Source organism: Streptomyces sp. NPDC107550 (assembly GCF_055639095.1).
On the sequence record NZ_JBVKBC010000007.1, the window covers coordinates 107,306 to 130,723 of the forward strand.

General features: G+C 70.7%; 19 protein-coding genes, 1 tRNA gene and 1 pseudogene. 11 read left to right on the forward strand and 10 right to left on the reverse strand.

From position 1 onward, the window contains the following. Positions 1–2: 2 nt before the first annotated feature. The gene (gene mycP, locus ACZ7LY_RS12575) at positions 3–1,346 is read left to right on the forward strand and encodes a type VII secretion-associated serine protease mycosin (protein WP_471624533.1); all 1,344 of its coding nucleotides are present in this window, start codon (positions 3–5) and stop codon (positions 1,344–1,346) included. Between the two features lie 107 nt (positions 1,347–1,453). Here mycP and ACZ7LY_RS12580 read toward each other — a convergent pair whose 3' ends face one another. The 4 genes from ACZ7LY_RS12580 to ACZ7LY_RS12595 form a co-directional block, all read right to left on the reverse strand. Next, entirely contained in the window at positions 1,454–2,113 is a 660-nt protein-coding gene (locus ACZ7LY_RS12580) for a hypothetical protein (RefSeq protein ID WP_471624534.1), read from the reverse strand. A 48-nt stretch (positions 2,114–2,161) separates the two neighbouring features. After that, on the reverse strand, positions 2,162–4,408 hold the full coding sequence (locus ACZ7LY_RS12585) for a hypothetical protein (protein WP_471624535.1): 2,247 nt from the start codon (positions 4,406–4,408) through the stop codon (positions 2,162–2,164). Next, complete coding sequence (locus ACZ7LY_RS12590; protein ID WP_471624536.1) at positions 4,408–4,866, reverse strand: hypothetical protein; 459 nt, start codon at positions 4,864–4,866, stop codon at positions 4,408–4,410. Before ACZ7LY_RS12590 ends, ACZ7LY_RS12585 begins: the two co-directional genes overlap by 1 nt. Positions 4,867–5,041: 175 nt before the next feature. Beyond that, positions 5,042–5,116, reverse strand: a tRNA-Cys gene (locus ACZ7LY_RS12595). Between the two features lie 204 nt (positions 5,117–5,320). Here ACZ7LY_RS12595 and ACZ7LY_RS12600 point away from each other — a divergent pair. The 4 genes and pseudogenes from ACZ7LY_RS12600 to ACZ7LY_RS12615 form a co-directional block, all read left to right on the forward strand. Continuing rightward, positions 5,321–6,745: pseudogene (locus ACZ7LY_RS12600) on the forward strand (MFS transporter); the annotation flags it as partial. 810 nt (positions 6,746–7,555) lie between these two features. Beyond that, on the forward strand, positions 7,556–9,346 hold the full coding sequence (locus ACZ7LY_RS12605) for a DEAD/DEAH box helicase (protein ID WP_471624537.1): 1,791 nt from the start codon (positions 7,556–7,558) through the stop codon (positions 9,344–9,346). Positions 9,347–9,661: 315 nt separating this feature from the next. Continuing rightward, complete coding sequence (locus ACZ7LY_RS12610; protein ID WP_471624538.1) at positions 9,662–10,303, forward strand: IclR family transcriptional regulator; 642 nt, start codon at positions 9,662–9,664, stop codon at positions 10,301–10,303. Positions 10,304–10,712: 409 nt separating this feature from the next. Continuing rightward, complete coding sequence (locus ACZ7LY_RS12615) at positions 10,713–11,510, forward strand: S16 family serine protease (RefSeq protein WP_471624539.1); 798 nt, start codon at positions 10,713–10,715, stop codon at positions 11,508–11,510. A gap of 30 nt (positions 11,511–11,540) precedes the next feature. Here the strand turns inward: ACZ7LY_RS12615 and ACZ7LY_RS12620 are convergent, their stop codons facing one another. Genes ACZ7LY_RS12620 through ACZ7LY_RS12640 form a run of 5 tightly spaced genes read right to left on the reverse strand, consistent with a single transcriptional unit; the run spans position 11,541 to position 15,799 of the window. After that, on the reverse strand, positions 11,541–12,509 hold the full coding sequence (locus tag ACZ7LY_RS12620; protein ID WP_471624540.1) for a glycine betaine ABC transporter substrate-binding protein: 969 nt from the start codon (positions 12,507–12,509) through the stop codon (positions 11,541–11,543). Then, positions 12,506–13,369: an ABC transporter permease gene (locus tag ACZ7LY_RS12625; RefSeq protein WP_471624541.1), complete on the reverse strand. Its 864-nt coding sequence runs from the start codon at positions 13,367–13,369 to the stop codon at positions 12,506–12,508. The genes ACZ7LY_RS12620 and ACZ7LY_RS12625 overlap by 4 nt, the downstream gene beginning before the upstream one ends. Continuing rightward, a complete protein-coding gene (locus ACZ7LY_RS12630) occupies positions 13,366–14,634 on the reverse strand; it encodes a betaine/proline/choline family ABC transporter ATP-binding protein (RefSeq protein ID WP_471624542.1) in 1,269 nt (422 codons plus the stop codon). The genes ACZ7LY_RS12625 and ACZ7LY_RS12630 overlap by 4 nt, the downstream gene beginning before the upstream one ends. Next, positions 14,627–15,274 (reverse strand): ABC transporter permease, encoded by a 648-nt coding sequence (locus tag ACZ7LY_RS12635; RefSeq protein ID WP_471624710.1) that lies wholly within the window; start codon positions 15,272–15,274, stop codon positions 14,627–14,629. Before ACZ7LY_RS12635 ends, ACZ7LY_RS12630 begins: the two co-directional genes overlap by 8 nt. Positions 15,275–15,328: 54 nt before the next feature. After that, complete coding sequence (locus tag ACZ7LY_RS12640) at positions 15,329–15,799, reverse strand: Lrp/AsnC family transcriptional regulator (RefSeq protein WP_471624543.1); 471 nt, start codon at positions 15,797–15,799, stop codon at positions 15,329–15,331. A gap of 146 nt (positions 15,800–15,945) precedes the next feature. Here ACZ7LY_RS12640 and hppD point away from each other — a divergent pair, with 146 nt between their 5' ends. The 4 genes from hppD to ACZ7LY_RS12660 all read left to right on the forward strand — a co-directional run bounded on the left by hppD (position 15,946) and on the right by ACZ7LY_RS12660 (position 20,233). Beyond that, positions 15,946–17,103, forward strand: a complete 1,158-nt coding sequence (hppD, locus tag ACZ7LY_RS12645; protein WP_471624544.1) for a 4-hydroxyphenylpyruvate dioxygenase — start codon at positions 15,946–15,948, stop codon at positions 17,101–17,103. Between the two features lie 503 nt (positions 17,104–17,606). Then, entirely contained in the window at positions 17,607–18,977 is a 1,371-nt protein-coding gene (locus tag ACZ7LY_RS12650; protein WP_471624545.1) for an FAD-binding oxidoreductase, read from the forward strand. A gap of 166 nt (positions 18,978–19,143) precedes the next feature. After that, positions 19,144–19,977: a helix-turn-helix domain-containing protein gene (locus ACZ7LY_RS12655; protein ID WP_471624546.1), complete on the forward strand. Its 834-nt coding sequence runs from the start codon at positions 19,144–19,146 to the stop codon at positions 19,975–19,977. Beyond that, on the forward strand, positions 19,961–20,233 hold the full coding sequence (locus ACZ7LY_RS12660; protein WP_471624547.1) for a DUF397 domain-containing protein: 273 nt from the start codon (positions 19,961–19,963) through the stop codon (positions 20,231–20,233). The genes ACZ7LY_RS12655 and ACZ7LY_RS12660 overlap by 17 nt, the downstream gene beginning before the upstream one ends. Before the next feature lie 26 nt (positions 20,234–20,259). Here the strand turns inward: ACZ7LY_RS12660 and ACZ7LY_RS12665 are convergent, their stop codons facing one another. Beyond that, positions 20,260–20,736: an SsgA family sporulation/cell division regulator gene (locus ACZ7LY_RS12665; RefSeq protein WP_471624548.1), complete on the reverse strand. Its 477-nt coding sequence runs from the start codon at positions 20,734–20,736 to the stop codon at positions 20,260–20,262. 266 nt (positions 20,737–21,002) lie between these two features. Here ACZ7LY_RS12665 and ACZ7LY_RS12670 point away from each other — a divergent pair, with 266 nt between their 5' ends. Beyond that, entirely contained in the window at positions 21,003–22,463 is a 1,461-nt protein-coding gene (locus tag ACZ7LY_RS12670) for an RDD family protein (RefSeq protein WP_471624549.1), read from the forward strand. Positions 22,464–22,561: 98 nt separating this feature from the next. After that, positions 22,562–23,269 (forward strand): RDD family protein, encoded by a 708-nt coding sequence (locus ACZ7LY_RS12675; protein WP_471624550.1) that lies wholly within the window; start codon positions 22,562–22,564, stop codon positions 23,267–23,269. The last annotated feature ends 149 nt before the right edge of the window (positions 23,270–23,418 follow it).

Below are 23,418 nucleotides of genomic sequence, written 5' to 3' on the forward strand. Positions count from 1 at the left end.
GCATGCGGATCCGCAGTCTCCGTCACAAGCACGGCGGCGGCGCCTACGCGGGGGCGCTCGCGCTGGTACTGGCGGGGGTGGCGGCAGCGGCACCCGCGTACGCCGACTCGTTCCGCGCTCAGCAGTGGCATCTGGACGCCATGAAGGCTGACCAGATGTGGCGGACGAGCACGGGCAAGGGCGTCACCGTCGCGGTGATCGACACCGGCGTGAACGCAGACCACCCGGATCTGCGCGGTCAGGTCCTCCCCGGCGAGGACCTCGCCCCCGGGCAGCAGGGTGACGAACGGACGGACTACGACGGTCACGGCACCGGCATCGCGGGCATGATCGCGGGCATCGGCCACGGCAACGGCGGCCAGGGCGCGTTCGGGCTCGCCCCGGGGGCCAAGGTGCTTCCGGTGCGGCTGCCCAACGCGGAGAAGGCCAACAACCAGGCATCGGCGGACGCCCTGCTGTTCAAAGCGATGGCCACGGGGATCAGGTTCGCCGCCGACCATGGGGCGAAGGTCATCAACATCTCCCAGGCCGCGCCGAGGGGTACACAGGATCTGGCGGACTCCGTGAAGTACGCGCTCCAGAAGGGCGCGCTCGTCTTCGCCGGTGTCGGGAACGACGGGGCGACGACGAACCGAGTGCTCTACCCGGCGGCGACACCGGGCGTCGTAGGGGTTGCCGCGATCGACAAGAACGGCCGCCGCACCAGCGAGTCCGAACACGGGCCACAGGTCGACATGGCCGCCCCGGGCAAGGACATCGTCCACGCCTGTGGAGGGAAGACGGGGTACTGCAAGAGCCACGGCACCAGCGATGCCACCGCCCTGGCCTCGGCGAGCGCGGCGCTGATCTGGTCGCAGCACCCGCAGTGGACGAACAACCAAGTGCTGCGGGTCATGCTGAACACGATCGGCGGCGTCACGGACCAGGCCGCCAAACGCAGCGATTACGTCGGCTTCGGCGCGGTCCGGCCGCGTATCGCGTTGAAGACGCCGGGTGATCCGGGCCCGGCCGGTAAGTTCCCGATGGCGGATTATCCGGTGGCTGCGTCGGCCGGGAGCGTGGGCGGGGAGCGGGGCGGGGCCGCTGGTGCGGGGGCGTCTTCCGGTGAGGGGGATTCCGTGCTCTGGCAGGCCGTTGGAGGGGGCGTCATCGTGCTGGCCTTGGCTGGGCTCGCGGTCGTGGGGGTCCGCAGGCGCCGCCGGAGCGGGCAGGCCCCGCAGCCTCCGGCCCCGTACACCGCGCCGCAGAGCTATGCGCAGCCGAACCCGTACCACGCCGCGCCGCCGCAGCAGCCGTACGGCGGTCCGCCCCCTCCGGAAGGCCGGCCAGGGCAGGGGCAGCGCTGACCCCTGGCGGGGATGTGTCGATGGGGCGCCAGGGGCAGGGGGCGGCGCCTTGTCTCTCGGCGGTGAGGCGTGCCGCCTGAGAGGTGCGCAAGTCCAGGCGCCCGGGCTCACGCCTTGTTCGGGGTGCTGCGGGGCAGGGGTTGCCCTTGCGGGAGCTTCTCCGGGAGGGATGCTTCCGCCGCGCAGCCGAGTTGTTTCGCCATGGCGCGGGACATGTCGTTGAGGATGGTCATGGCGTCGCGTTCGGTGCCCTTGGGGGAGAGCTGATTCACCAAGGAGAAAAGTTCGGCGTTGACATAGGGCGTGTCTTTCAGGGAGGGACAGGAGAAGGTCAGGGTGGCGCTTCGGCTTTCGCGGGACGCCGCGTAGAGGCCGATCGGATAGATCGTGCGGTCCTGCCGAGAGGCCGTCCCCTTGCCCGAGCGACCGGTCTTCGCAGCGGAGAAATCCACGGTGATGACCGGATAGCCTCTGGTGTCCTTCTGTTCATAGACCCAGCAGTCGTTGCGCTTGGTCGGCGGTTCCTGAAGGGTCGCCGCAGCGGTCTTGAGTCGGAAGGTGTACGGAACCCCCGTGTCCTTCTTCCCTTGGCTTTCCCGGAACTTCTTCACTCCCGAAAGCCGTTCCAGTGCCACCGCCCCGGCCGGGCCGAGCGTGCCGTCGCAGACCTGTGCCGCCGTGCGACCCTCTTCCTCGCTCGCGCCCGACTTCTTTTCTGCGTCGCACGCCGTCATCCCTAGGGTGAGGAGCGAAATGCCGAGCAGCACCCAGGGGGAGCGAAGGAATCTCCGAGATGTCCAGTTCTGATGCACGTCTCAGTCCTTGTACGGTGCGCGCCCGCGGTAATTGTTCTCCTGCGAGCCGATACCGAGATAAGAGGTCTTGATGTCCTGTGACCAGTTGTTCTTGTCGAAATAATTGGCCGACGATTTGTTATGGTCGACGTAATCGCTGTACACCGACCCGAGCTGATCGGTGCCTTTACGATAGAAGTCGCTGCTCGTCATCTGCGCCTGCTTCGTCGGGTCCTGTTCCCGCGCGTCCACGCCCTTGTCGACCTCTTGGCCGATGAACGTGTTCACCGCCTCGCCGACCGTGTCCGCCGCGAGCGGGGCGATCACGACGGCCGCCGCTGTGGAGCCGGGGAGCGGGACGGCGGCGATGCCGCCGCCGACGACCGCTCCGGCGCCCAGCTTGATCCAGTCCGCGGAGCGGCCCAGGGACTTGTTGGCCTCTTCGGCGTCCGCCTTGTACGTGGTCTCGGCCTGTTCGACACGCGAGTTGTCGAGGATGCCCCGGGCCTGGGCGCCGGTGGTGAGGGCGTCGTGCGCCCGCTCCAGGTTCGCGTCGCTGGTCGCCGGATAGTGGTCGAGGGCACTCAGCGTGTACAGGTGCTGTGCCGCGGTGACCGCGCGGTGGGAGTTCTCGTCCTGGCCGAGGACGCTGAGGAAGTTGATCGCGCCCTGGTTGGTGAACTCGGCGCGGCCCGCGTACTTGGGCGGGAACGTGTCCGCGTCCAGTTGGTGGTCCCCGACGCCCGAGAGCGCGTAATCGATGTCGTCGATGTAGGCACCCGCGGCCTTGCCCAGGCTGTCGGCCAGTTCAGGCTGCTTGTGCAGCATCTCCGGGCCGTCCTCGCTCCCGTACAGGTACGCGACCTGCTCCATCACCCCGGCGGTGGCCGCTGTGCGCCGGTCGCCGCCCTGAACGGCCTTCGCGTCGGCGTCGTACGCCTGACCGGTCGTCGCCGCCTCGATGGCGTGGCCGAGCGCGTCGTGGCCGGCCACGAACTTGCGGTCGCCGTCAAGGGTGGCGTCCGCGGCCCAGATGCGGTCCTGCGTCAGGTACTTGAGATGTCCGTTGACCTCGGAGTCCTTGTTGACGCTTGCGCCCGCGCCGTCCGGCTGCTGGAAGAACTGGGTGGCGGCGTCCGGGTTGTGGCCCAGAGCCTGGAGGAACCCGGTGACAGGGTCACGCCCGCGGTCGTTCTTGTCCCAGTAGTCCAGATCGCCCTGATTCCAGTTGTTGATCCAGGGGTTGAGGTCCTTGACGTTGCGTTCCTTGTCGTACGCGAGCAGCTTGTCGCCGTAGTCGTTCAGGAACTGGTCGTCGTAGTCGCCGAAGCGCATGAGGTTGCTCATGACGGCGAAGCCGCGCGGATTGTTCGCGTCGTCGGTGTCGAGTTCCTGGCCGCCCAGGGAGATCACCTGCTTCTCCCACCCGCGCATGCCGGCGCTGTCGGAGAGAGTGGCCGTGCCCAGGGTGATGCCCAGATTCTTCTGGAGCTGCTTGGCCTCCTCGCCGCGACGGGGGTCGTACGTGACGCCGTACGGGTCCGCGATCCCGGCGTAGAAGGACAGCACCTTCTTGGGTCCGGCGTCGATCGCGAACTGCTCGGCGAACAGAGGGTCGTTCTTGTACTTCGCCAAGTCGGCGTTGAGCGACGCGAGTTCCGTGTTGGAGACGTCGTGCGGGTTCTTGCGTACCGTCTTGGCCGCCTCTTCCGCCGCCTTGATCGCGTCCGCCGCTTCGTCGCGGTCCTTGTAACTGGCGTCGGAGAAGCCGTACTCGGCGTGATCCACGACCATGCGCAGGGCCTTGGAGGCGGTGGTGTCGCTCTCGGTGGCCTTCTTCAGGACGGCCTCGATGTCGTCCCGCAGGCCGGTGGCGCCCTTCGCCGCCCCGTCCGGGTCGGTCGTCGGGTTCGGGATCACCGTGAAGGAGCCGCCGCCCTTGTCCACGACCGTGTAGTTCGTGGCGTTCTGGATGAGGGCGTTCACCTGATGCTTGTACGTGGCGAGTTCGCCGCGCGTGTCCTTGATGATGTTGGTGACGGTCCGGGCCTGGGTGTGCGCGTCGTCGAACTCGCCCGCGGTCTTGTCCACGAACTCACGGGTGACGGTGGCGTTGATCCCGGCCCAGTTCGCGGCGTCGGCCTTCTTCTTCAGGTTCGTCCGGGCGTCCTTGGCGAGGGCTTCGAGGTCCTTGGTGAGCTGCTCCCAGCGGTCGATGGCGTCATCGAGCTTGGAGAAGTCGAGATGGCGCAGCGCGTCGAGGTCCATTACTTGCCCGTGGTCCTCTCGTCGAAGCCCTTGTCGAGCGTCGCGATGCCGCTGATCACGCCCTCGATGTACACCTCGTCCTTGGCGTGGGTGCTCTGGGTGACGTGCAGGTGGTTCGCGATGTGGGCGGTGGCGTCGAGCAGGGACTGCACTTGGTCGACCCAGTGGACGGCGACGTGATCGATGGCTTCGCCCAGCTCGAACCCGTCGGACTTCTTCATGCTGTCCACGACCCGCATGGAGGACAGCCGCGCCTTGTCGCCGGCGTCTGCGAAGTCCTTGTGGAGCGCGCGGGCCGCGTTTCCGACGGAGATCAGGTCCTTGTTGTCGACTTTGAGGTCACCGTAGGAGCTGGGGCCGGACCCGCCGGGGTCCGCCGGGATGCCGTTCAGGCGCATATGTGTGGATTGCCGCTCCGCCGCCGCGGACTTGAGCTGCTCCCATTCGTCCCATGCCATGCGCGAGTGCCTTCCCCCTGCTGGTCCTGTGCGCCTCAACGTAGCGTTTCCGTCCGCGAGATCACAGGTGTACCCATGCGAAGGCGGGCGCCGCGCGGGACTCTGGATCATGAAGAAGCGGGCGCATCCCCAGACGTGAAAAGGCGCCCCCGGTGTTGCGGGGGCGCCTCTTGCGTGGAGGCCGTGACCGGAATTGAACCGGTGTGCTTCGCTTTGCAGGCGAATCCCTAAGCCACTCGGGCACACGGCCAAGGTGTGGTGCGGGGTGTGGTGCGGTGGTGACTGATGACGACCGTACGGGGGTGTGTGCGGCGGCTCAAGGGATGCGGGCGGGGTGCAATGTGACTGCCATACGGCGTTCACGCGGAGCGCCAGGGCGTACGACCAAGGGCCGAGGGCGGGCCCCGTCTTTTGACAGGCGTCAGACCGGGGGACGCCCCTTACTCTGGTCCCCATGACCGACCCCGCAGCCCCCGCCCCGGACCACGCCCTGGACCCCGTCCCCGCAGACGGCGTGCTCGGGCGGACGTATCGGGCGCTGAGCGTCGGGATCGTCACCGTCGTCCTGCTCATCGCCTTCGAGGCCACCGCCGTCGGCACGGCCATGCCCGTCGCCGCGCGCGAGCTGAACGGCGTGTCGCTGTACGCCTTCGCCTTCTCCAGTTACTTCACCACCAGCCTCTTCGGCATGGTCCTCGCCGGTCAGTGGGGCGACCGGCGAGGACCGCTGGGGCCGCTCGGGGCGGGCATCGGGGCGTTCGCGGCGGGGCTCGTGCTGGCCGGGACCGCGGGCAGCATGTGGCTGTTCGTCGCCGGGCGGGCCGTGCAGGGGCTCGGCGGGGGACTGGTCATCGTCGCGCTGTACGTCGTCGTCTCCCGCGCCTACCCGTCGCGGCTGCGGCCCGCCATCATGGCCGCGTTCGCCGCGAGCTGGGTCGTGCCCTCGATCGTCGGGCCGCTGGCGTCCGGCGCGGTCACCGAGCACCTCGGCTGGCGCTGGGTCTTCCTCGGCATCCCCGTCCTCGTCGTGCTGCCGCTCGCCCTCGCGCTCCCGCAGATCCGGCGCCGCGCCGCCGGCCCCGCCGAGGGTGCCCGCTCCGGGGCCGTCGACCGCCGCCGCCTGCGCCTCGCCTTCGGCATCTCCATCGGCGCCGGGCTGCTCCAGTACGCGGCCCAGGACCTGCGCCCGCTCGCCCTGCTGCCCGGGGTCGCCGGTGCCGCGCTCCTCGTACCGTCCGTGCTCGGGCTGCTGCCGCGCGGTACGTACCGGGCGGTGCGGGGGCTGCCGTCCGTCGTGCTGCTGCGGGGGATCGCGGCGGGGGCGTTCATCGCGGCGGAGTCGTTCGTGCCGCTGATGCTCGTCACCCAGCGGGGGCTGTCGCCGACGCTCGCCGGGTTCTCGCTGGCCGCGGGCGGCGGCACGTGGGCGCTCGGCTCCTGGGTGCAGTCCCGGCCGCGCCTGGAACCGCACCGCGAGCGGATGGTCGCCGGGGGCATGGTCCTGGTCACCGCCGCCATCGCCGCCGCGCCCGCCGTGCTCGTCGAGGCGGTGCCGGTGTGGACGCTGGCGGTCGTGTGGGCGTTCGGCTGCCTCGGCATGGGTCTGGTGATCTCCAGCACCAGCGTGCTGCTGCTTCAGCTCTCCGCGCCCGAGGAGGCCGGGGCGAACTCCGCCGCGCTCCAGATCTCCGACGGCCTGTCCAACGTCGTGCTGCTCGCCGCGGGCGGCGCCGCGTTCGCCGCGCTGGGCGGGGGAGCGGTCGGTCACGGCGCCGTGCCGGGCGGGTCGGGGGGCGCGCACCCGGGGGCGTTCGTCGCGGTGTTCCTGCCGATGGCGGCGGTCGCGCTGGTCGGGGTGTGGGTCGGTACGAGGTTGCGGGGCGCGGGTCCGGTCGGCTCCGCCGGGGGCGAGGGCGTTGTCGTACGGGACATCCCTACGGAGTCCGACGCGCCGGTGCCGGGGCCCGGGGCGGGGCCTGAGCCGAAGTCGGGGCCGGTGCATGACACGGACGTGCCCGGGGCCCAAGTACCGGCGCCCGTCGTGCCCGAGGGCGCCGCGCTCCTCGACGCCGCCGGACAGCCCGGAATAGCGAGCACCCTCGACATCGCAGGCACCCTGGACATCCCGACCCAGACCGGAATCCCGCCCCAGGCCACCACCCCCGCACCCGCCGCCCCGGCCCACACCCCCGCCCAGCCCCCCGGCGCCCCGGCCCCCACGCCCGGCACTCCGCCCCAGGCCACCACCCCAACCCCCGGCGCTCCGGCCCACACCCCCGCCCAGACCCCCGGCGCCCCGGCCCCCACACCCCGCGCCGGAACCCCCGCCGCGCCTCGCCCGGAGGGCCGCCCGGCGAACTGACCCGCGCCCATGTGAGCCGTGTCCCACCCGCCCCCCGCCCGGCGTCGTCCACCCGATCCGGCGACTCGGTCACCGGTAGGGTGGCCCGGTTGTCATACCCGCCGCCGCCCCAACACCCGGAGCCGCACCCGCCCCAACACCCGCCCCCCGCCCCAACCCCCGGAGCCGCACCCGCACCACCCGCACCCACCTCACCCGTCGCCGCCGATCCCAGTGCCCCGTGACCGTGACCGTGACCCGTAACCGGAGACCGTGACTACCGCCCGACCGTCATCCGCCACCGCCCCCAACGGAGGGCCCGCCAGGCCCATGACGCCCGTGACGCCTATGACTGCCACCAGCTCCGCCTCGCATCACCTGTCCCCCGCCTTCCCCGGCCGCGCCCCCTGGGGCACCGCCAACAAGCTGCGCGCCTGGCAGCAGGGCGCGATGGAGAAGTACCTCCAGGAGCAGCCGCGCGACTTCCTCGCCGTCGCCACCCCCGGCGCCGGCAAGACGACCTTCGCGCTCACCCTGGCGTCCTGGCTGCTGCACCACCACGTCGTGCAGCAGGTGACCGTCGTCGCGCCGACCGAGCATCTGAAGAAGCAGTGGGCGGAGGCCGCGGCCCGGATAGGGATCAAGCTGGACCCGGAGTACAGCGCGGGCCCGCTCAGCAAGGAGTACGACGGCGTCGCCGTCACGTACGCCGGTGTCGGTGTGCGCCCGATGCTGCACCGCAACCGCAGCGAGCAGCGCAAGACCCTCGTGATCCTCGACGAGATCCACCACGCCGGTGACTCCAAGTCGTGGGGCGAGGCGTGCCTGGAGGCGTTCGAACCGGCCACCCGCCGTCTCGCGCTCACCGGTACGCCGTTCCGCTCGGACACGAACCCGATCCCGTTCGTGCAGTACGAGGAGGGCAACGACGGCATCCGCCGCTCAGCCGCCGACTACACGTACGGCTACGGAAGTGCCCTCGCCGACGGCGTCGTCCGCCCGGTGATCTTCCTCTCCTACAGCGGCAACATGCGCTGGCGCACCAAGGCGGGCGACGAGATCGCGGCGCGCCTCGGCGAGCCGATGACCAAGGACGCCGTCAGCCAGGCGTGGCGTACGGCGCTCGATCCGCGCGGCGAGTGGATGCCGAGCGTGCTGCGCGCCGCCGACGCCCGGCTGACCGAGGTCAGGAAGGCCATCCCGGACGCCGGCGCGCTCGTCATCGCCTCCGACCAGGACTCCGCGCGCGCGTACGCCAAGCTCATCCGCGAGATCACCGGGTCCAGGGCGACCCTCGTCCTGTCCGACGACACGGGCGCCTCCAAGCGCATCGACGAGTTCAGCCAGAGCACCGACCGGTGGATGGTCGCCGTGCGCATGGTGTCCGAGGGCGTCGACGTGCCGCGCCTCGCGGTCGGCGTGTACGCGACGACGATCTCGACGCCGCTGTTCTTCGCGCAGGCCGTGGGCCGTTTCGTACGGTCCCGCAGGCGCGGCGAGACCGCGTCCGTGTTCCTGCCCACGGTCCCCGACCTGCTCGGCTTCGCCAACGAGATGGAGGTCGAACGCGACCACGTCCTCGACAAGCCGAAGAAGGACGGGGAGGAGGACCCCTACGCCGAGTCCGAGCAGGAGATGGACGAGGCGAACAAGCAGCAGGACGAGGACACCGGCGAGCAGGAGCAGTTCTCCTTCGAGGCGCTGGAGTCCGAGGCCGTCTTCGACCGCGTCATGTACAACGGCGCCGAGTTCGGCATGCAGGCCCACCCCGGCAGCGAGGAGGAGCAGGACTACCTCGGCATCCCCGGACTCCTCGAACCCGACCAGGTGCAACTGCTGCTCCAGAAGCGGCAGCAGCGGCAGATCGCGCACAGCAAGAAGAAGCCCGACACCGAGGCCGACCTCCTCGAACTGCCCGCCGAGCGGCGGCCCGTCGTCTCCCACAAGGAGCTGATGGAACTGCGCAAGCAGCTCAACACCATGGTCGGCGCGTACGTCCACCAGAGCGGCAAGCCGCACGGCGTCATCCACACCGAACTGCGGCGCGTGTGCGGGGGGCCGCCGAGCGCGGAGGCGACCGCGGGGCAGTTGCGCCAGCGCATCGACAAGGTGCGCGAGTGGGCCACGCGGATGGCGTGACGGGCCGGACGTGACCGGACGCGACCGGACCCCGCAGGAACCTGTGCGGGGTCCAAGTACGGGCAATCGCCCACAACTGGGGCCGGTTACTGACCGGATTCTGGACGGAGTCTTCCGCTCAGCGGGACGACCTCGCTAGATTCCCGGCTATACGCACGCCCCGTGGCAGCGCCGCCGCGGAGCGCAGCCGGTACGTACGAAGTAGAGCCAGCGCCTGATCACCGACCGGCGGCCTCTGACGCGCGTCGCCGCGGGACCGGTGGCGCGACCGCCGTGCAGGAGACCGCCGACCCTCACCACGAAGGAGTGGGCGTCGTGACCGCGGAGACCTCCCAGACGCTCGACCGGGGACTGCGCGTCCTCAAACTGCTCGCCGACACCGATCACGGGCTGACCGTGACCGAGTTGTCCAACAAGCTCGGTGTGAACCGCACGGTCGTCTACCGGCTGCTCGCCACGCTCGAACAGCACGCGCTCGTGCGGCGCGATCTCGGCGGGCGGGCCCGGGTCGGGCTCGGGGTGCTGCGGCTCGGACGGCAGGTGCATCCGCTCGTACGGGAGGCTGCGTTGCCGGCGTTGCGGGCGCTGGCCGAGGACATCGGGGCGACGGCGCACCTCACTCTCGTGGACGGGTCGGAGGCGCTGGCCGTGGCGGTCGTCGAGCCGACCTGGACGGACTATCACGTGGCGTACCGGGCGGGGTTCCGGCATCCGCTGGACCGGGGGGCGGCGGGGCGGGCCATTCTCGCCTCCCGGCAAGGCGTGCTGCCTGAGGTGGGGTACACGCTGACGCATGGGGAGCTTGAGGCGGGGGCGAGTGGGGCGGCGGCGCCGTTGTCCGGGGTGAGCGGGATCGAGGGGAGCGTGGGGGTTGTGATGCTGGCGGATGCGGTTCCCGAGCGGGTCGGGCCTCGGGTACTCGACGCTGCCCGCGAGGTATCGGAGGCCCTCCGCTGAACGCCGGCCCGCGCCTTTGAACCCGGGGTTCTCCGGCTGACGGCACTGTAGTGACCGCGCTGCGCAGTTCCCCGCGAGGTCGCTGTCCAGCGCGGGCGGGGTTTGCGGTGGCCGTTTCGCGCAGTTCCCCGCGCCCCTAGGCAGTCGTTCACCTGCGGCCCGGTGGGTGGCTGGTCGCGCAGTTCCCCGCGCCCCTGAAGCATGCACTTCGTGCAGCTTCCCCAGGGGGGGGGAGGCGGCGACGTAGTCGCCCCTCCAGGGGCGCGGGGAACTGCGCGACCAGCCACGACGAAAGTCGGGGATCCCCACCGGCCGGGGCCGCCCACCTACCCAGGGGCGCGGGGAACTGCGCATCGAGGTCACGATGGGCAGGCCCACCCTTCCAGGGGCGGCGGGATAGATTGGGCCCGTGTTCAGTCGTCGTCGTCTGTCGAGGCCCGCCGCGCTCACCCTGTGCGCCCTCCCCGTAGCCGCCCTACTGGCGGTAGCCACCCTCGCCCCGCTCCCGTTCTCCGTGGCCCAGCCCGGCCCCACGACGAACGTCCTCGGCGACTCCGGCGGCAAACCCGTGATCCAGATCACCGGCGCCCCCACCCGCCACCCCGAGGGCAAACTCCGCGCGGTGACCATCGTGGCGACGGGCCCGGACGCCTCCCTGCACCTGGGCGACCTCGTGGACGCCTGGTTCCGCGACGACCGCGCGGTGATGCCCCGGGGCTCGGTGTATCCGTCGGGCGGCACGACGAAGGACATCGAGGCGCACAACCGCCAGGAGATGAAGGGCTCGCAGGACGCGGCGACGGAGGCCGCCCTCGGCTACCTGGGCAGGAAGTCCTCCGACGTGAAGGTCAGCCTCCAGCTCGGGGACGTCGGCGGCCCCAGCGCGGGCCTGCTGTTCTCGCTCGGCATCGTGGACATGCTGGACGGCGACGGCAGCGGCGGCGATCTGACCGGCGGCAGGTCGATCGCCGGCACGGGCACGATCGACGACGGCGGCAAGGTCGGCGCGGTCGGCGGCGTCGCCCTGAAGGTGCAGGCCGCGCACCGCGACGGCGCGAGCGTCTTCCTCGTACCGAAGGCGGAGTGCGCCGACGCGAAGACGTCGGCGCCGAAGTCGATGCGGCTGATCCCGGTGACGACGCTGGACGGCGCGGTCGGCGCGCTGACGAAGCTGGAGAAGCACCCGGGCGCCGTCCCCACCTGCTGACCGGCCCGAACACCGCCGCGTCCGCCCGCGTCACTTCTTGACGAAGCCCTCCTTGATCAGCCAGTCGCGGGCCACGTCGTGCGGGTCCTGTCCCTCGACGTCGACCTTGGCGTTGAGGTCCTGCGCGACCGTGTTGTCGAGCTTCTTCGTGATCGGCTCGATGACCTCGGCCATCTTCGGGTACTTCGCCAGCGTCTTGCTGTTGATCTCCGGCGCGACGTTGTAGTTCGGGAAGAACTTCTTGTCGTCCTGCATCACGGTCAGCCGCATCGCCTTGACGCGTCCGTCGGTCGTGAAGACCTCCCCGTACGTGCAACTGCCCTTCGCCGCCTGCGTGTAGATGATGCCGGTGTCCATCTGCGTGACGTTGCGGGCGGGGATGGACATCCCGTACTTCTTCTCCATGCCGGGCAGGCCGTCCGCGCGGTTGGCGAACTCGCTCTCCACGCACAGCGTCACCGCCCCCGGCTTGGACTTGGCGAGCGCGGCGACGTCCGAGAGCGTCTTCGTGCCGTACTTCTTGAAGTTGGCGGCGTTCATCGCCAGCGCGTACGTGTTGTTGAGGCGGGCCTTGGGCAGCCAGGTCACGCCGTTCTTCTTGTCGGCGTCGCGCACCGCCTCCCACTGCCGCTGCGGGTCGGTGATGGGGCCGCTGTTGCCGAGGTACGTGATCCAGGCCGTGCCCGTGTACTCGTACATGGCGTCCGCGCCGCCGGACTTGACGGCCTCGCGGGCGCCGATGGAGCCCTGGATGCCGGTGCGGTCGAGCACGTCCGCGCCGGCCGCCTTGAACGCGATGCCCATGATCGCGCCGAGCACGAGCTGCTCGGTGAACTCCTTGGACGTGACGGTGATGTTGGCGCCCTTGAGCGGTTCGCCCTGCCCGACCGAGCCGGGCTTGACCGTGTCCACGAGCGGGCTGCCGCTGGTGAGCCCGCAGCCGGCGAGCAGCGCCAGGCCGCTCACGGTGGCCGCCGCCACCCGCATCCGGTACCTCATGTGCGTACCTCCAGACCGCGCGGACGCAACAGGAGTTCGGCGAGCGAGGCCAGCCAGTCCACGAGCAGCGCGAGGGCGATGGTCAGGATCGAGCCGAGCATCAGCACCGGCATGCGCTGGTTGGTGATGCCGGTCGTGATGAGGACGCCGAGCCCGCCGCCGCCGCCGAACGTGGCGAGCGTCGCCGTACCGACGTTGAGGACGAGGGCCGTGCGCACGCCCGCGAGGATCAGCGGGACGGCCAGCGGCAGTTCGACCTTGGCGAGCACGCCCAGCGGCGACATGCCGATGCCGCGCGCCGCTTCGAGGAGCGTCGGGTCGTTGGCCTTGAGGCCCGCGATGGTGTTGGAGAGCACCGGCAGGATCGCGTAGATGATGATGCCGATCAGCGCCGAGCGCTCGCCGATGCCGAGCCAGATCACGAGCAGCGCGAGCAGGCCGATCGCGGGGGTCGCCTGGCCCATGTTGGCGATGGCGAGCGCGACCGGCGTCGCCTTCCTGAACATGCGCCGCGTCAGCAGGATGCCCAGCGGGATGGCGATGATCAGCACGAAGAACGTGGAGATCACCGTGAGGACGATGTGCTGGCGCAGCGCCTTGCCCACCTGCCCGCCGGAGAGCGCGTTCTTCGAGATCGCGTCCAGGTCGGCGTTGTGGAACCACAGCCAGGTGAACAACAGGACCAGCACCAGCACCGCCGGCAGGAACGTCAGCTTCTGCCAGGTGATGCGGCGCGCGGGCCGCGGCGCGGGCGGGCGCGCCTCCTGCTCGCCGCGGCCCTCGTCGCGGAAGGCGAGGCCCTTGACCTCGTGCTCTCCCTCGGGCCGCTCGCCGCCGCCCTTGTGTGCGGGGGTGCTCACGCCTTCGCCTCCCCGTCCGGAGCCTCGAAGCCCTCCTGCGCCTGGTGCGTCTGCTGGGCGCGCTGCTCCTCCAGCTCGTGCTGGTGCTCGACCGCTTCGAGCCGGTCGGCTTCCAGCAGTTCGTGCACCGAGTTCATCAGGGTCTCCATGTCGACGACGCCCTCGTACTCGCCGCGCCGGCCGGTGACCGCGACCCGGCCCGCGTTGTCGGTGAGGACCGCCTCCAGCGCGTCGCGCAGGGTCGCGTCCCAGGTCACCGTGTCGTGGACGAGGGTGCCCGCGCGGGCGAGGGAGCCCTTGGCGCGCATCAGGTCGCCGCGCCGCAGCCACTTGTAGGGGCGGCGCCGCTTGTCGAGGAGCAGCAGCTCGTTCGTACCGGCGGCGCGCAGCTTTTCGAAGATGTCCTGGAGCGGGTCGTCGACCAGGACCGTCGGATAGTCGGTGACCTCGACGTCGCGTACGCGGGTGAGGTTGAGGCGCTTGAGGGCGGCGCCCGCGCCGACGAACCCGGACACGAAGTCGTCGGCCGGGTTGGTGAGGATCGCCTCGGGCGTGTCGAACTGGGCGATGTGCGAGCGTTCGCGCAGCACCGCGATCCGGTCGCCGAGCTTGATCGCCTCGTCGAAGTCGTGGGTGACGAAGACGATCGTCTTGTGCAGCTCGTGCTGGAGGCGGATCAGCTCGTCCTGGAGGTGGTCGCGGGTGATCGGGTCGACCGCGCCGAACGGCTCGTCCATGAGCAGGACGGGCGGGTCGGCGGCGAGCGCGCGGGCCACGCCGACGCGCTGCTGCTGGCCGCCGGAGAGCTGGCGCGGGTAGCGGCCGTGGAACTCGGCGGGGTCCAGGCCCACGAGGTCGAGCATCTCCTCGACCCGTGACTTGATACGGGACTTGGACCAGCCGATCATCTTCGGCACGAGCGCGATGTTCTGGGCGACCGTCATGTGCGGGAACAGGCCCGAGGACTGGATCGCGTACCCGACCTTGCGGCGCAGCTTCACCGGGTCCATCTCGGTGACATCCTCGCCGCCGATGCGGATGCGTCCGCTCGTCGGCTCGATCAGCCGGTTGATCATCTTCAGGGTCGTGGACTTTCCGCAGCCGGACGGGCCCACGAAGATGATCAGCTCGCCGGCCTTGATCTCCATGTTGACGCTGTCGACGGCCGGGTCGGAGGAGCCCGGGTAGCGCTTGGTGAGGGACTCCAGCTCGATGCTGGCCCCGGAAGCCTGCGCCGGGCGGCTCTCGGTGGTGGTCTCAGGCACGGATCCCCCTCGGGATGGTCAGCCGTCCGATGAGGACGTACGCGGCGTCGAAGAGAAGGGCGAGGACGATGATGCCGAGCGTCCCGGCGAGCACCTGGTTGAGCGCGTTCTTGCTGCCCAGGGAGGCGATGCCGCGGAAGATCTCGTTGCCGAGGCCCGGCCCCGAGGCGTACGCGGCGATGGCGGCGATGCCCATCAGCATCTGGGTCGAGACGCGGATGCCGGTCAGGATGGGCGGCCAGGCCAGCGGCAGTTCCACCTTGACCAGCCGGGCCAGGCGCGACATGCCGATGCCCTTCGCCGCGTCGATCAGGGCGGGGTCCACGCCGCGCAGCCCGACGATGGCGTTGCGGACGATCGGCAGCAGCCCGTACAGCGTCAGCGAGATGACGGTCGGCGCGACGCCGAGGCCCACGATCGGGATGAGCAGACCGATCATGGCGAGCGACGGGATGGTCAGGATGGTGGAGGTGGCGGTCGTCGCCAGGTTCCCCGCCCAGTCGCTGCGGTACGTCACGACCCCGATGAGCACGCCGATGAGGGTGGCGACGACCATGCACTGGAAGACGGCGCTGGCGTGCTGGCCGGCGTCGGCCAGCAGCTGCTGGTGCCGGTTGACCAGATAGTCCCAGAAGTTCATCGGCATCCCCGGAAGTCCATCGCGCCTCACTCCCGGGCGGTGCTCGGATAGCCGTCAGGAATCTCCTGACGCCTGTTCCACCAGCGGGATGATCCGCAGCGGAACAGGATTTTCCATGACGATCGCCGTGGAAGCCCGGACGATGCCATCAAAGCCGACAACCCGGTCGATCACACGTTGAAGATCGGCGTTCGAGCGGGCCACCAGCCGGCACAGCATGTCGCCGCGGCCCGTCGTCGTATGCAGTTCGAGGACCTCGGGGACGGTCGCCAAATGGGCTCTGACGTCGGCACCTTGGCCCTGGCGGATCTCAAGTGTGGCGAACGCGGTCACGGGGTACCCGAGGGCGGCCGGATCCACCTGCGGGCCGAATCCGCGGATGACTCCGTTCGAGGTAAGGCGGTCCAGGCGCGCCTGGACCGTGCCCCGGGCGACGCCGAGACGGCGCGACATCTCCAGCACGCCGATGCGCGGTTCGCGCGCCAGCAGCACGATGAGCCGCCCGTCCAGATGATCGATCGCCATGCGCGTCCCTCCGGGTCCCTCGCGGGGCCGATGCCGGGTGGTCATTGTGTACAACAAGCCCGCCGAACCGGGCCCGGTGCTGGTCATATTGCCCAGCGAAAACGCAAACTATTGCGCACCTTGCGGAACGGCGGGAGCCTCCAGACATGACGCAGACCACACACTCGTCCGAGCAGCACACCCCCGACACCGCCCGGCAGGCCGACCCCTTCCCGGTGAAGGGCATGGACGCGGTCGTCTTCGCCGTGGGCAACGCCAAGCAGGCCGCCCACTACTACTCGACGGCCTTCGGCATGAAGCTGGTCGCCTACTCCGGCCCCGAGAACGGCAGCCGCGAGACCGCCGGCTACGTCCTCACCAACGGCTCCGCCCGCTTCGTGTTCACGTCCGTCATCAAGGCGTCCACCGAGTGGGGCCACTTCCTCGCCGACCACGTCGCCGCCCACGGCGACGGCGTCATCGACCTCGCCATCGAGGTCCCCGACGCCCGCGCCGCGTACGCCTACGCCGTCGAGCACGGGGCGCGCGGGCTGACCGAGCCGTACGAGACGAAGGACGAGCACGGCACCGTCGTGCGCGCGGCCATCGCCACGTACGGCAAGACCCGGCACACCCTCGTCGAGCGTTCCGGCTACGACGGCCCCTACCTGCCCGGGTTCGTGGCCGCCGACCCCATCGTCGAACCGCCCGCCAAGCGCACCTTCCAGGCCATCGACCACTGCGTCGGCAACGTCGAACTCGGCCGGATGAACGAGTGGGTCGCGTTCTACAACAAGGTCATGGGCTTCACGAACATGAAGGAGTTCGTGGGCGACGACATCGCCACCGAGTACAGCGCGCTGATGTCCAAGGTCGTCGCCGACGGCACGCTCAAGGTCAAGTTCCCGATCAACGAGCCGGCCGTCGCCAAGAAGAAGTCCCAGATCGACGAGTACCTGGAGTTCTACGGGGAGGCCGGCGTCCAGCACATCGCCCTCGCCACGAACGACATCGTCTCCTCGGTACGGGCCATGCGCGCGGCCGGTGTCCAGTTCCTCGACACGCCCGACTCGTACTACGACACGCTGGGGGAGTGGGCGGGGGAGACGCGGGTGCCGGTCGAGACGCTGCGGGAGCTGAAGATTCTCGTCGACCGGGACGAGGACGGGTACCTCTTGCAGATCTTCACCAAGCCCGTGCAGGACAAGCCGACCGTCTTCTTCGAGATGATCGAGCGGCACGGGTCCATGGGGTTCGGCAAGGGCAACTTCAAGGCGCTGTTCGAGGCGATCGAGCGCGAACAGGAAAAGCGCGGCAACCTCTGACCGAGGGGGGCGCGTATTAGGTCCGGGCCCATTGCAGCGCGGGCCTGCGCGGTAGTCCTCCACCTGCGGCCCGGTGGCTGGCTGATCGCGCAGTTCCCCGCGCCCCTGACGGGGCGGATCTGTGCGTGGTCATCCTTCGCCCGGTGGGGGCTGGTCGCGCAGTTCCCCGCGCCCCTGAAGCATGCGCTGCGCGCAGCTTCCCCTATGGAGGCGGCGGCGAAGCCGCCCCTCCAGGGGCGCGGGGAACTGCGCGAGACGCCCCACCGGCCGAAAGGTGAAAGACAACGCCGAGGGGCAGCCCCGTAAGGGGCGCGGGGAACTGCGCGAGAGGCCCCACCGGCCGAAAGGTGAAGGACGACGGTGAGGGGCAGCCCCGTCAGGGGCGCGGGGAACTGCGCGATCGGCCACCGCCGGGCCGCACGTGGAGGACGACCTGATCAGGGGCGCGGGGAACTGCGTGAGAGCCTGTTCACAGGGGACCGCCCCGGTGGGAGGGTGTGATCATGAGCCGGAAACTCGTAGAACTCCTCCGCACAGAACTCCCCGCGGAAGCGCTCCTCACCGACCCGGAGATCACCGCCTCCTACGCCCACGACATGGCCAGCTTCTGCGCCGCAGGCACCCCCGCCGTCGTCACCCTGCCCCGCACCGTGGAACAGGTCCAGCACATCATGCGCACGGCGACAGCCCTCCGCGTCCCGGTCGTCCCGCAGGGCGCCCGCACGGGCCTGTCCGGCGCCGCGAACGCCGAGGACGGCTGCATCGTCCTCTCCCTCGTCAAGATGGACCGCATCCTGGAGATCAACCCCGTCGACCGCGTAGCCGTAGTCGAACCCGGCGTCATCAACGCCACCCTCTCCCGCGCCGTCGCCGAACACGGCCTGTTCTACCCGCCCGACCCGTCGAGCTGGGAGATGTGCACGATCGGCGGCAACATCGGCACCGCCTCCGGCGGCCTGTGCTGCGTCAAGTACGGCGTCACCGCCGAGTACGTGCTCGGCCTCGACGTCGTCCTCGCCGACGGCCGCCTCCTGCGCACCGGCCGCCGCACCGCGAAGGGCGTCGCGGGTTACGACCTGACCCGCCTCTTCGTCGGCTCCGAGGGCAGCCTCGGCATCGTCGTGGGCGCCACCCTCGCCCTGCGCCCGCAGCCGCCCCGCCAGCTCGTGCTCGCCGCCGAGTTCGCCTCGGCGGACGCCGCCTGCGCAGCCGTCTGCGCGATCATGGAGGGCGGGCACGTCCCGTCACTCCTCGAACTCATGGACCGTACGACGGTCAAGGCCGTCAACGCGCTGTCCCGGATGGGCCTGCCCGAGACCACGGAGGCGCTGCTCCTGGCCGCGTTCGACACCCCGGACCCCGCCGCCGACCTCGCCGCCGTGGGCGCGCTGTGCGAGGCCGCCGGGGCCACCCAGGTCGTGCCCGCCGAGGACGCCGCCGAGTCCGAACTGCTGCTCCAGGCCCGCCGCTTGTCGTTGACCGCCCTGGAGGCCGTCAAGGGCACCACCATGATCGATGACGTGTGCGTGCCGCGTTCCCGGCTCGGTGAACTGCTCACCGGCGTCGAGCGCATCGCGGAGAAGTACGGCCTGACCATCGGTGTCTGCGCGCACGCCGGCGACGGCAACACGCACCCCACCGTCTGCTTCGACGCGAGCGACGCCGACGAGGGCCGCCGCGCCCGCGAGTCCTTCGACGAGATCATGGCGCTCGGCCTCGAACTGGGCGGCACCATCACCGGCGAACACGGCGTCGGCGTCCTCAAGAAGGAGTGGCTGGCACGCGAACTCGGGCCGGTCGGCGTCGAGATGCAGCGGGCCGTGAAGGCGACGTTCGACCCGCTGGGCATCCTCAACCCGGGAAAGCTGTTCTGACCTGCGCGTCGATGGGTTGAGGGGCGCGTGCGCCTGGCCGGTGCGGACCAAACAGAACTTTCTGTTGGGTGTGGAGTCGGGGTGATTCGGGGTTGAGTCCGCTCACGTGTGGCTACCGTCAGTGACGGCGGGGATGCCACTGTGACAACTGTTGGGGGTCAGCCTCATGGCACCAATCCGGCAACTCGACGCGAGCGCGTCACCACTCGACCACTTCGGCTCGGAACTGCGCTTCTGGCGCGAGTCCCAGGGCCTCAGTCAGATTCAACTCGGCAAGCGGCTGTACTGCACCGCCTCGCTCATCGGGCAGATCGAGACCGCGCACAAGGTACCCACCCGGGACTTCGCGGACCGCCTGGACGCGGTCTTCGAGACGGGCGGTTCGTTCGGCCGCCTGGTCGGCCTGGTTCTGCGGTGTCAACTGCCGTCGTGGTTCCGGGAGATCGCCCGGCTGGAGGCCCAGGCGACCTACATCTCCGTGTACGAGGCGCAATTGGTGTACGGGCTTCTTCAAACGGAGGCGTACGCGCGCGCGGTGCTCGACGTGACGGAGACGGATCAACTCGACGGCCGAGTCGCCGCCCGCCTCGACCGGCAGCGGGTGCTGCATGGGGACAACTCGCCTGCCCTGTGGGTCGTCATGAGCGAGGCGGTGCTGCGCAACGAGATCGGCGGCCGCCAGGTGATGTGGAACCAACTCGCCCACTTGTTGAGCTTCCGGCGCCGGGACGACGTGAACCTCCAGATCGTGCCGTTCTCGACGGGGGCGCACCACGGACTCCTGGGCACCTTCACCCTCATGCGCTTCGAGGAAGACCCTGACATCGTCTATACGGAGGACTTCGTTCAAGGGCATGCGACCGCCAGCCCTGAGGCCTTCAAGGCAGGTTCGCTCCGTTACGCTCACCTCCAGGCCACCGCCCTCTCAGTGGAGGCGTCGGCGGCGCTGATCAGCCGCGTGATGGAGGAGAGTTATGGCGAACATGTGGGAGCCGACTGACGCTGTGTGGCGTAAGTCGAGCTACAGCGGTGACACGGGCGGCCAATGCGTCGAGTGCGCTCCTCTCAACGGCGCGGCATGGCAGAAGTCCTCGTACAGCAGTGACACGGGCGGCAACTGCGTGGAGGTCGCCGCCCAGCCTCACCGCGTGGCCGTCCGTGACTCGAAGAACCCGGAAGGCGGTGCTTTCGCCGTAAGCCCGAACGCGTTCGCCCAGTTCACCGCGTACGTGCGCGGTGAGGGCGCGGGCCGCTAGCGAGCGCCGCCGTCCCGAACGTCCTGTCACTGGTCGTCTGACCCGGATTCGTCCGCCGACCAGGGGTCACGCAGGTACAGGTCGTCGGCCGGGAGGGGTGCGAGCAGCTCGGCGAGGCCGTCGTCGATGCCGAGCCGCTCGGCCTCAGAGCCCGGAGGGACCACCCGCAGCGTCCGCTCCAGCCAGGCCGACACCTGCGCGGCGGGCGCTTCCAGGAGCGCGTCGCCGTCGGGTGAACTCAGCGCCATCAGGACGACACTGCGCCCGTCGACCTTCGTCGGCCACACCCGCACGTCCCCGTGCCCGCACGGCCTGAACACCCCCTCGACCAGCAGCTCGCGGGCGAACGTCCAGTTGACGGGGTGTTCGGAGCCGATGTGGAAGGTGATGTGGACGGCGTACGGGTCGTTCGTGCGGTACGTCAGCCGGGCGGGCACGGGGATGCTGCGCTCGGGCGACAGCACCAGCTTCAGCTCGAGTTCGCGTTCCACGACGCTGTGCATGTCCTGCGTTTCCTCTCCTCGGGCGGGCCCCGGAGTGGGCCCGTGACAAGGGAGAGCGCGAGACGTACGCGGCATTACGCGGGTTCGCAGAACTTTTTTTCGCGGATTTCTCCGGGGGCGTCGCGCGCGGGGGCGCGTGGGGGCGTGAAGTGGGGGCGCGTTGCCCGGAAAGTGGGGCGTACCGGCGGACGGGCCCGTGCGGGCGCGGCCGTCTGATAGACGTAGAGGCCACAACAAGACCCCCGAGCAGATACGGGACGACGGACATGAGCGCCCCAACCCCGGCCCCCGGTGACGACAGGCCCCGCGAAGGCTATTACCCCGACCCGTCCATTCCCGGATACGTCCGGTACTGGAACGGGGCGGCCTGGGTCCCCGGCACGAGCCGCCCGGCCCCGTCCGACGGCGAACCCCTGCCGGCGCCCCCCGGCGCGGCCTCCGCGCCCGCCCCGGCCCCGGCTCCGGAGCCCGCGCCCGCTGAGGAGACCGGGCCCGTGTTCCTCGACGAGGAGCCGTCCGTCGTCACGGAGACCGGCCCCGACGAGTCCGACGCCGCCGAGTCCGCGTCCGCCTGGCAGGCCGACGTGGCGCGCCAGTCCGGGTTCGGCGGGGAGCAGGACCGCCGCGTCTCCTGGGGCGCCCCCGACACCGAGGCGTCCGCGCCCGCCGCGTCCGCCGAGCCCTCCGTGCCCGAGCCCGCCGCGCCGGCCGCCGAGAAGCCCGTACGAGAGCCCGTACGAGAGGCCGTACCGGAGTCTGCTCCGGAGCCCGCGCCCGGGCGCACCGACGGGACGGTCACGTTGCGGGCCGTGCAGCCGGGCGCTGCCGGATCCGCGCCGCGTGGCGACGGCACGATGACGATCCGGGCGGTGCCGCCGCAGGGCACGGGCGGGAAGCCGGAGCGTGCGGAGGGCGCGAAGGCGGAGGATCGGGCGCGGGCGGGCCTGCACCCCCAGCCCGATCCCCGGGTCGCCCCGCAACAGGCGCCGCTCCCTGCCCAGCCCGCACCGCAGCCACAGCCGCAAGTCCAGCCTCAGCCGGGGTACGGGTATCCGCCGCAGGCTCCCCAGCCCGCCGCCGGATACGGCTACCCGCCGCAGGCCGCCGCTCCTGCCCCCGCGCCCGTGCCGACGCCCGTCACGCAGGGGCCCGGTGGCGGTTCGGCGTCCTGGGCGCAGGGGCCGGTGACGCCGTTCAAGCCGGTGGCCGCCGACCCGTTCCTCGCCGTCGCGCAGGCCGCCGCGTCCGCGCGCCCGGCCGGGCTCGGCAGGCGGTTCGTGGCGCGGCTGATCGACTCGCTGGTCCTCGGGGCGCTCACGGCGGCGGTGGCGCTGCCGCTCGGGGTGCGGGCCGCCGACCACATCGACGGCAAGATCGACGCGGCGAAGGCGTCGGGGCGGCAGGTCACGGTCTGGCTGCTCGACGGCACGACCGGCACGTACCTCGCTGTCGTGCTCGCGGTGCTGCTGCTCGGCGGGGTGCTCCTGGAGGCGCTGCCGACCGCGAAGTGGGGGCGCACGCTCGGCAAGAAGGTCGTGGGGGTGCGGGTCGTCGACATCGAGGAGCACGACAGCCCGACGTTCGGCGCGGCGCTCAAGCGCTGGCTCGTCTACAGCGTGCCGGGCCTGCTGGCGGTCGGGGTGCTCGGGGTGGCGTGGGGCGCGTTCGACCGGCCGTGGCGCCAGTGCCTGCACGACAAGGCGGCCCGTACGTTCGTCGCCGGGTAGGGCGCGGCGGGCGCCGGGCGGGCCGCGAGGTGACGGCGGGTCATCCGTACGGCGGCCCGCCGGGTGCGCCGGGGCCCGGTTCGCGGTCCACTCGGGCCATGAGTACCGAACCGCCGCCCTACGGCTCAGGCCCCTCGCCGGACGACGACCCGTTCCGCAAGCCGCCCCCGCCTCCGGGCGGCGGCGACCCGTACGGCTCCCAGCCGCCGCCCCCCGGCAACCCCTACAGCGGGGGTGCGCAGCCGCCGCCGTACGGCGGTGATCCGTACGGGGGTGATCCCTATGGGGGCGGGGGCGGCGGATACGGAGGCGGGGGCGGCTACGGGGGCGGATACGGGGGGCAGGATCCGCTCGCCGGGATGCCGCCGCTGGCCGACAGCGGGAAACGGGTGCTGGCCCGGATCATCGACCTGATCATCGTCGGAATCGTCACGGGGCTGCTGTCGTGGCTGTTCGGCACGGCCGGCTTCCGTACGGACCCGGACAAGATCCAGTACGGGAAACAGTTCGGGCAGTCGCTCATCGCGGCGGTGCTGTATGTCGCGTACGACACGATCCTGACGGCGCGTACGGGACAGACGCTCGGCAAGAAACTGATGAAACTGCGGGTGGCCTCGCTCGGCAACGGGGCGACTCCCAGCGTGCAGGCGAACCTGATCCGGGCGATCGTGCTGTGGGTGCCGGCGACGTTCTGCTGCGCGTGCTTCTGGCTGGCGATCAGCGGCGGCTGGAGCTTCTTCGACAAGCCGTACAAGCAGGGCCTGCACGACAAGGCGGCGAAAACGGTGGTAGTCAGCACGGCGTGACGGCGCCCCGACCTCACCGCTGAGGTCAGCCCCGTCAGGGGTGCGGGGGACTGCGCGCCCAGCCACATCTCACCCGGCACTCTGGGGCGCTGCCCCAGGCCCCGCTCCTCAATCGCCGGAGGGGCTTGATTTACCGGCGTTGGGGTCAG

Bases quoted from the DNA above. Each gene is read 5' to 3' on its own strand.
- ACZ7LY_RS12585 (WP_471624535.1), bottom strand. From the start codon at position 4,408: ATGGACCTCGACGCGCTGCGCCATCTCGACTTCTCCAAGCTCGATGAC.
- ACZ7LY_RS12620 (WP_471624540.1), bottom strand. From the start codon at position 12,509: ATGAGGTACCGGATGCGGGTGGCGGCGGCCACCGTGAGCGGCCTGGCG.
- ACZ7LY_RS12670 (WP_471624549.1), top strand. From the start codon at position 21,003: ATGAGCGCCCCAACCCCGGCCCCCGGTGACGACAGGCCCCGCGAAGGC.
- ACZ7LY_RS12635 (WP_471624710.1), bottom strand. From the start codon at position 15,274: ATGAACTTCTGGGACTATCTGGTCAACCGGCACCAGCAGCTGCTGGCC.
- hppD (WP_471624544.1), top strand. From the start codon at position 15,946: ATGACGCAGACCACACACTCGTCCGAGCAGCACACCCCCGACACCGCC.
- ACZ7LY_RS12650 (WP_471624545.1), top strand. From the start codon at position 17,607: ATGAGCCGGAAACTCGTAGAACTCCTCCGCACAGAACTCCCCGCGGAA.
- ACZ7LY_RS12605 (WP_471624537.1), top strand. From the start codon at position 7,556: ATGACTGCCACCAGCTCCGCCTCGCATCACCTGTCCCCCGCCTTCCCC.
- ACZ7LY_RS12665 (WP_471624548.1), bottom strand. From the start codon at position 20,736: ATGCACAGCGTCGTGGAACGCGAACTCGAGCTGAAGCTGGTGCTGTCG.
- ACZ7LY_RS12655 (WP_471624546.1), top strand. From the start codon at position 19,144: ATGGCACCAATCCGGCAACTCGACGCGAGCGCGTCACCACTCGACCAC.
- ACZ7LY_RS12660 (WP_471624547.1), top strand. From the start codon at position 19,961: ATGTGGGAGCCGACTGACGCTGTGTGGCGTAAGTCGAGCTACAGCGGT.
- ACZ7LY_RS12590 (WP_471624536.1), bottom strand. From the start codon at position 4,866: ATGGCATGGGACGAATGGGAGCAGCTCAAGTCCGCGGCGGCGGAGCGG.
- mycP (WP_471624533.1), top strand. From the start codon at position 3: ATGCGGATCCGCAGTCTCCGTCACAAGCACGGCGGCGGCGCCTACGCG.
- ACZ7LY_RS12640 (WP_471624543.1), bottom strand. From the start codon at position 15,799: ATGGCGATCGATCATCTGGACGGGCGGCTCATCGTGCTGCTGGCGCGC.
- ACZ7LY_RS12675 (WP_471624550.1), top strand. From the start codon at position 22,562: ATGAGTACCGAACCGCCGCCCTACGGCTCAGGCCCCTCGCCGGACGAC.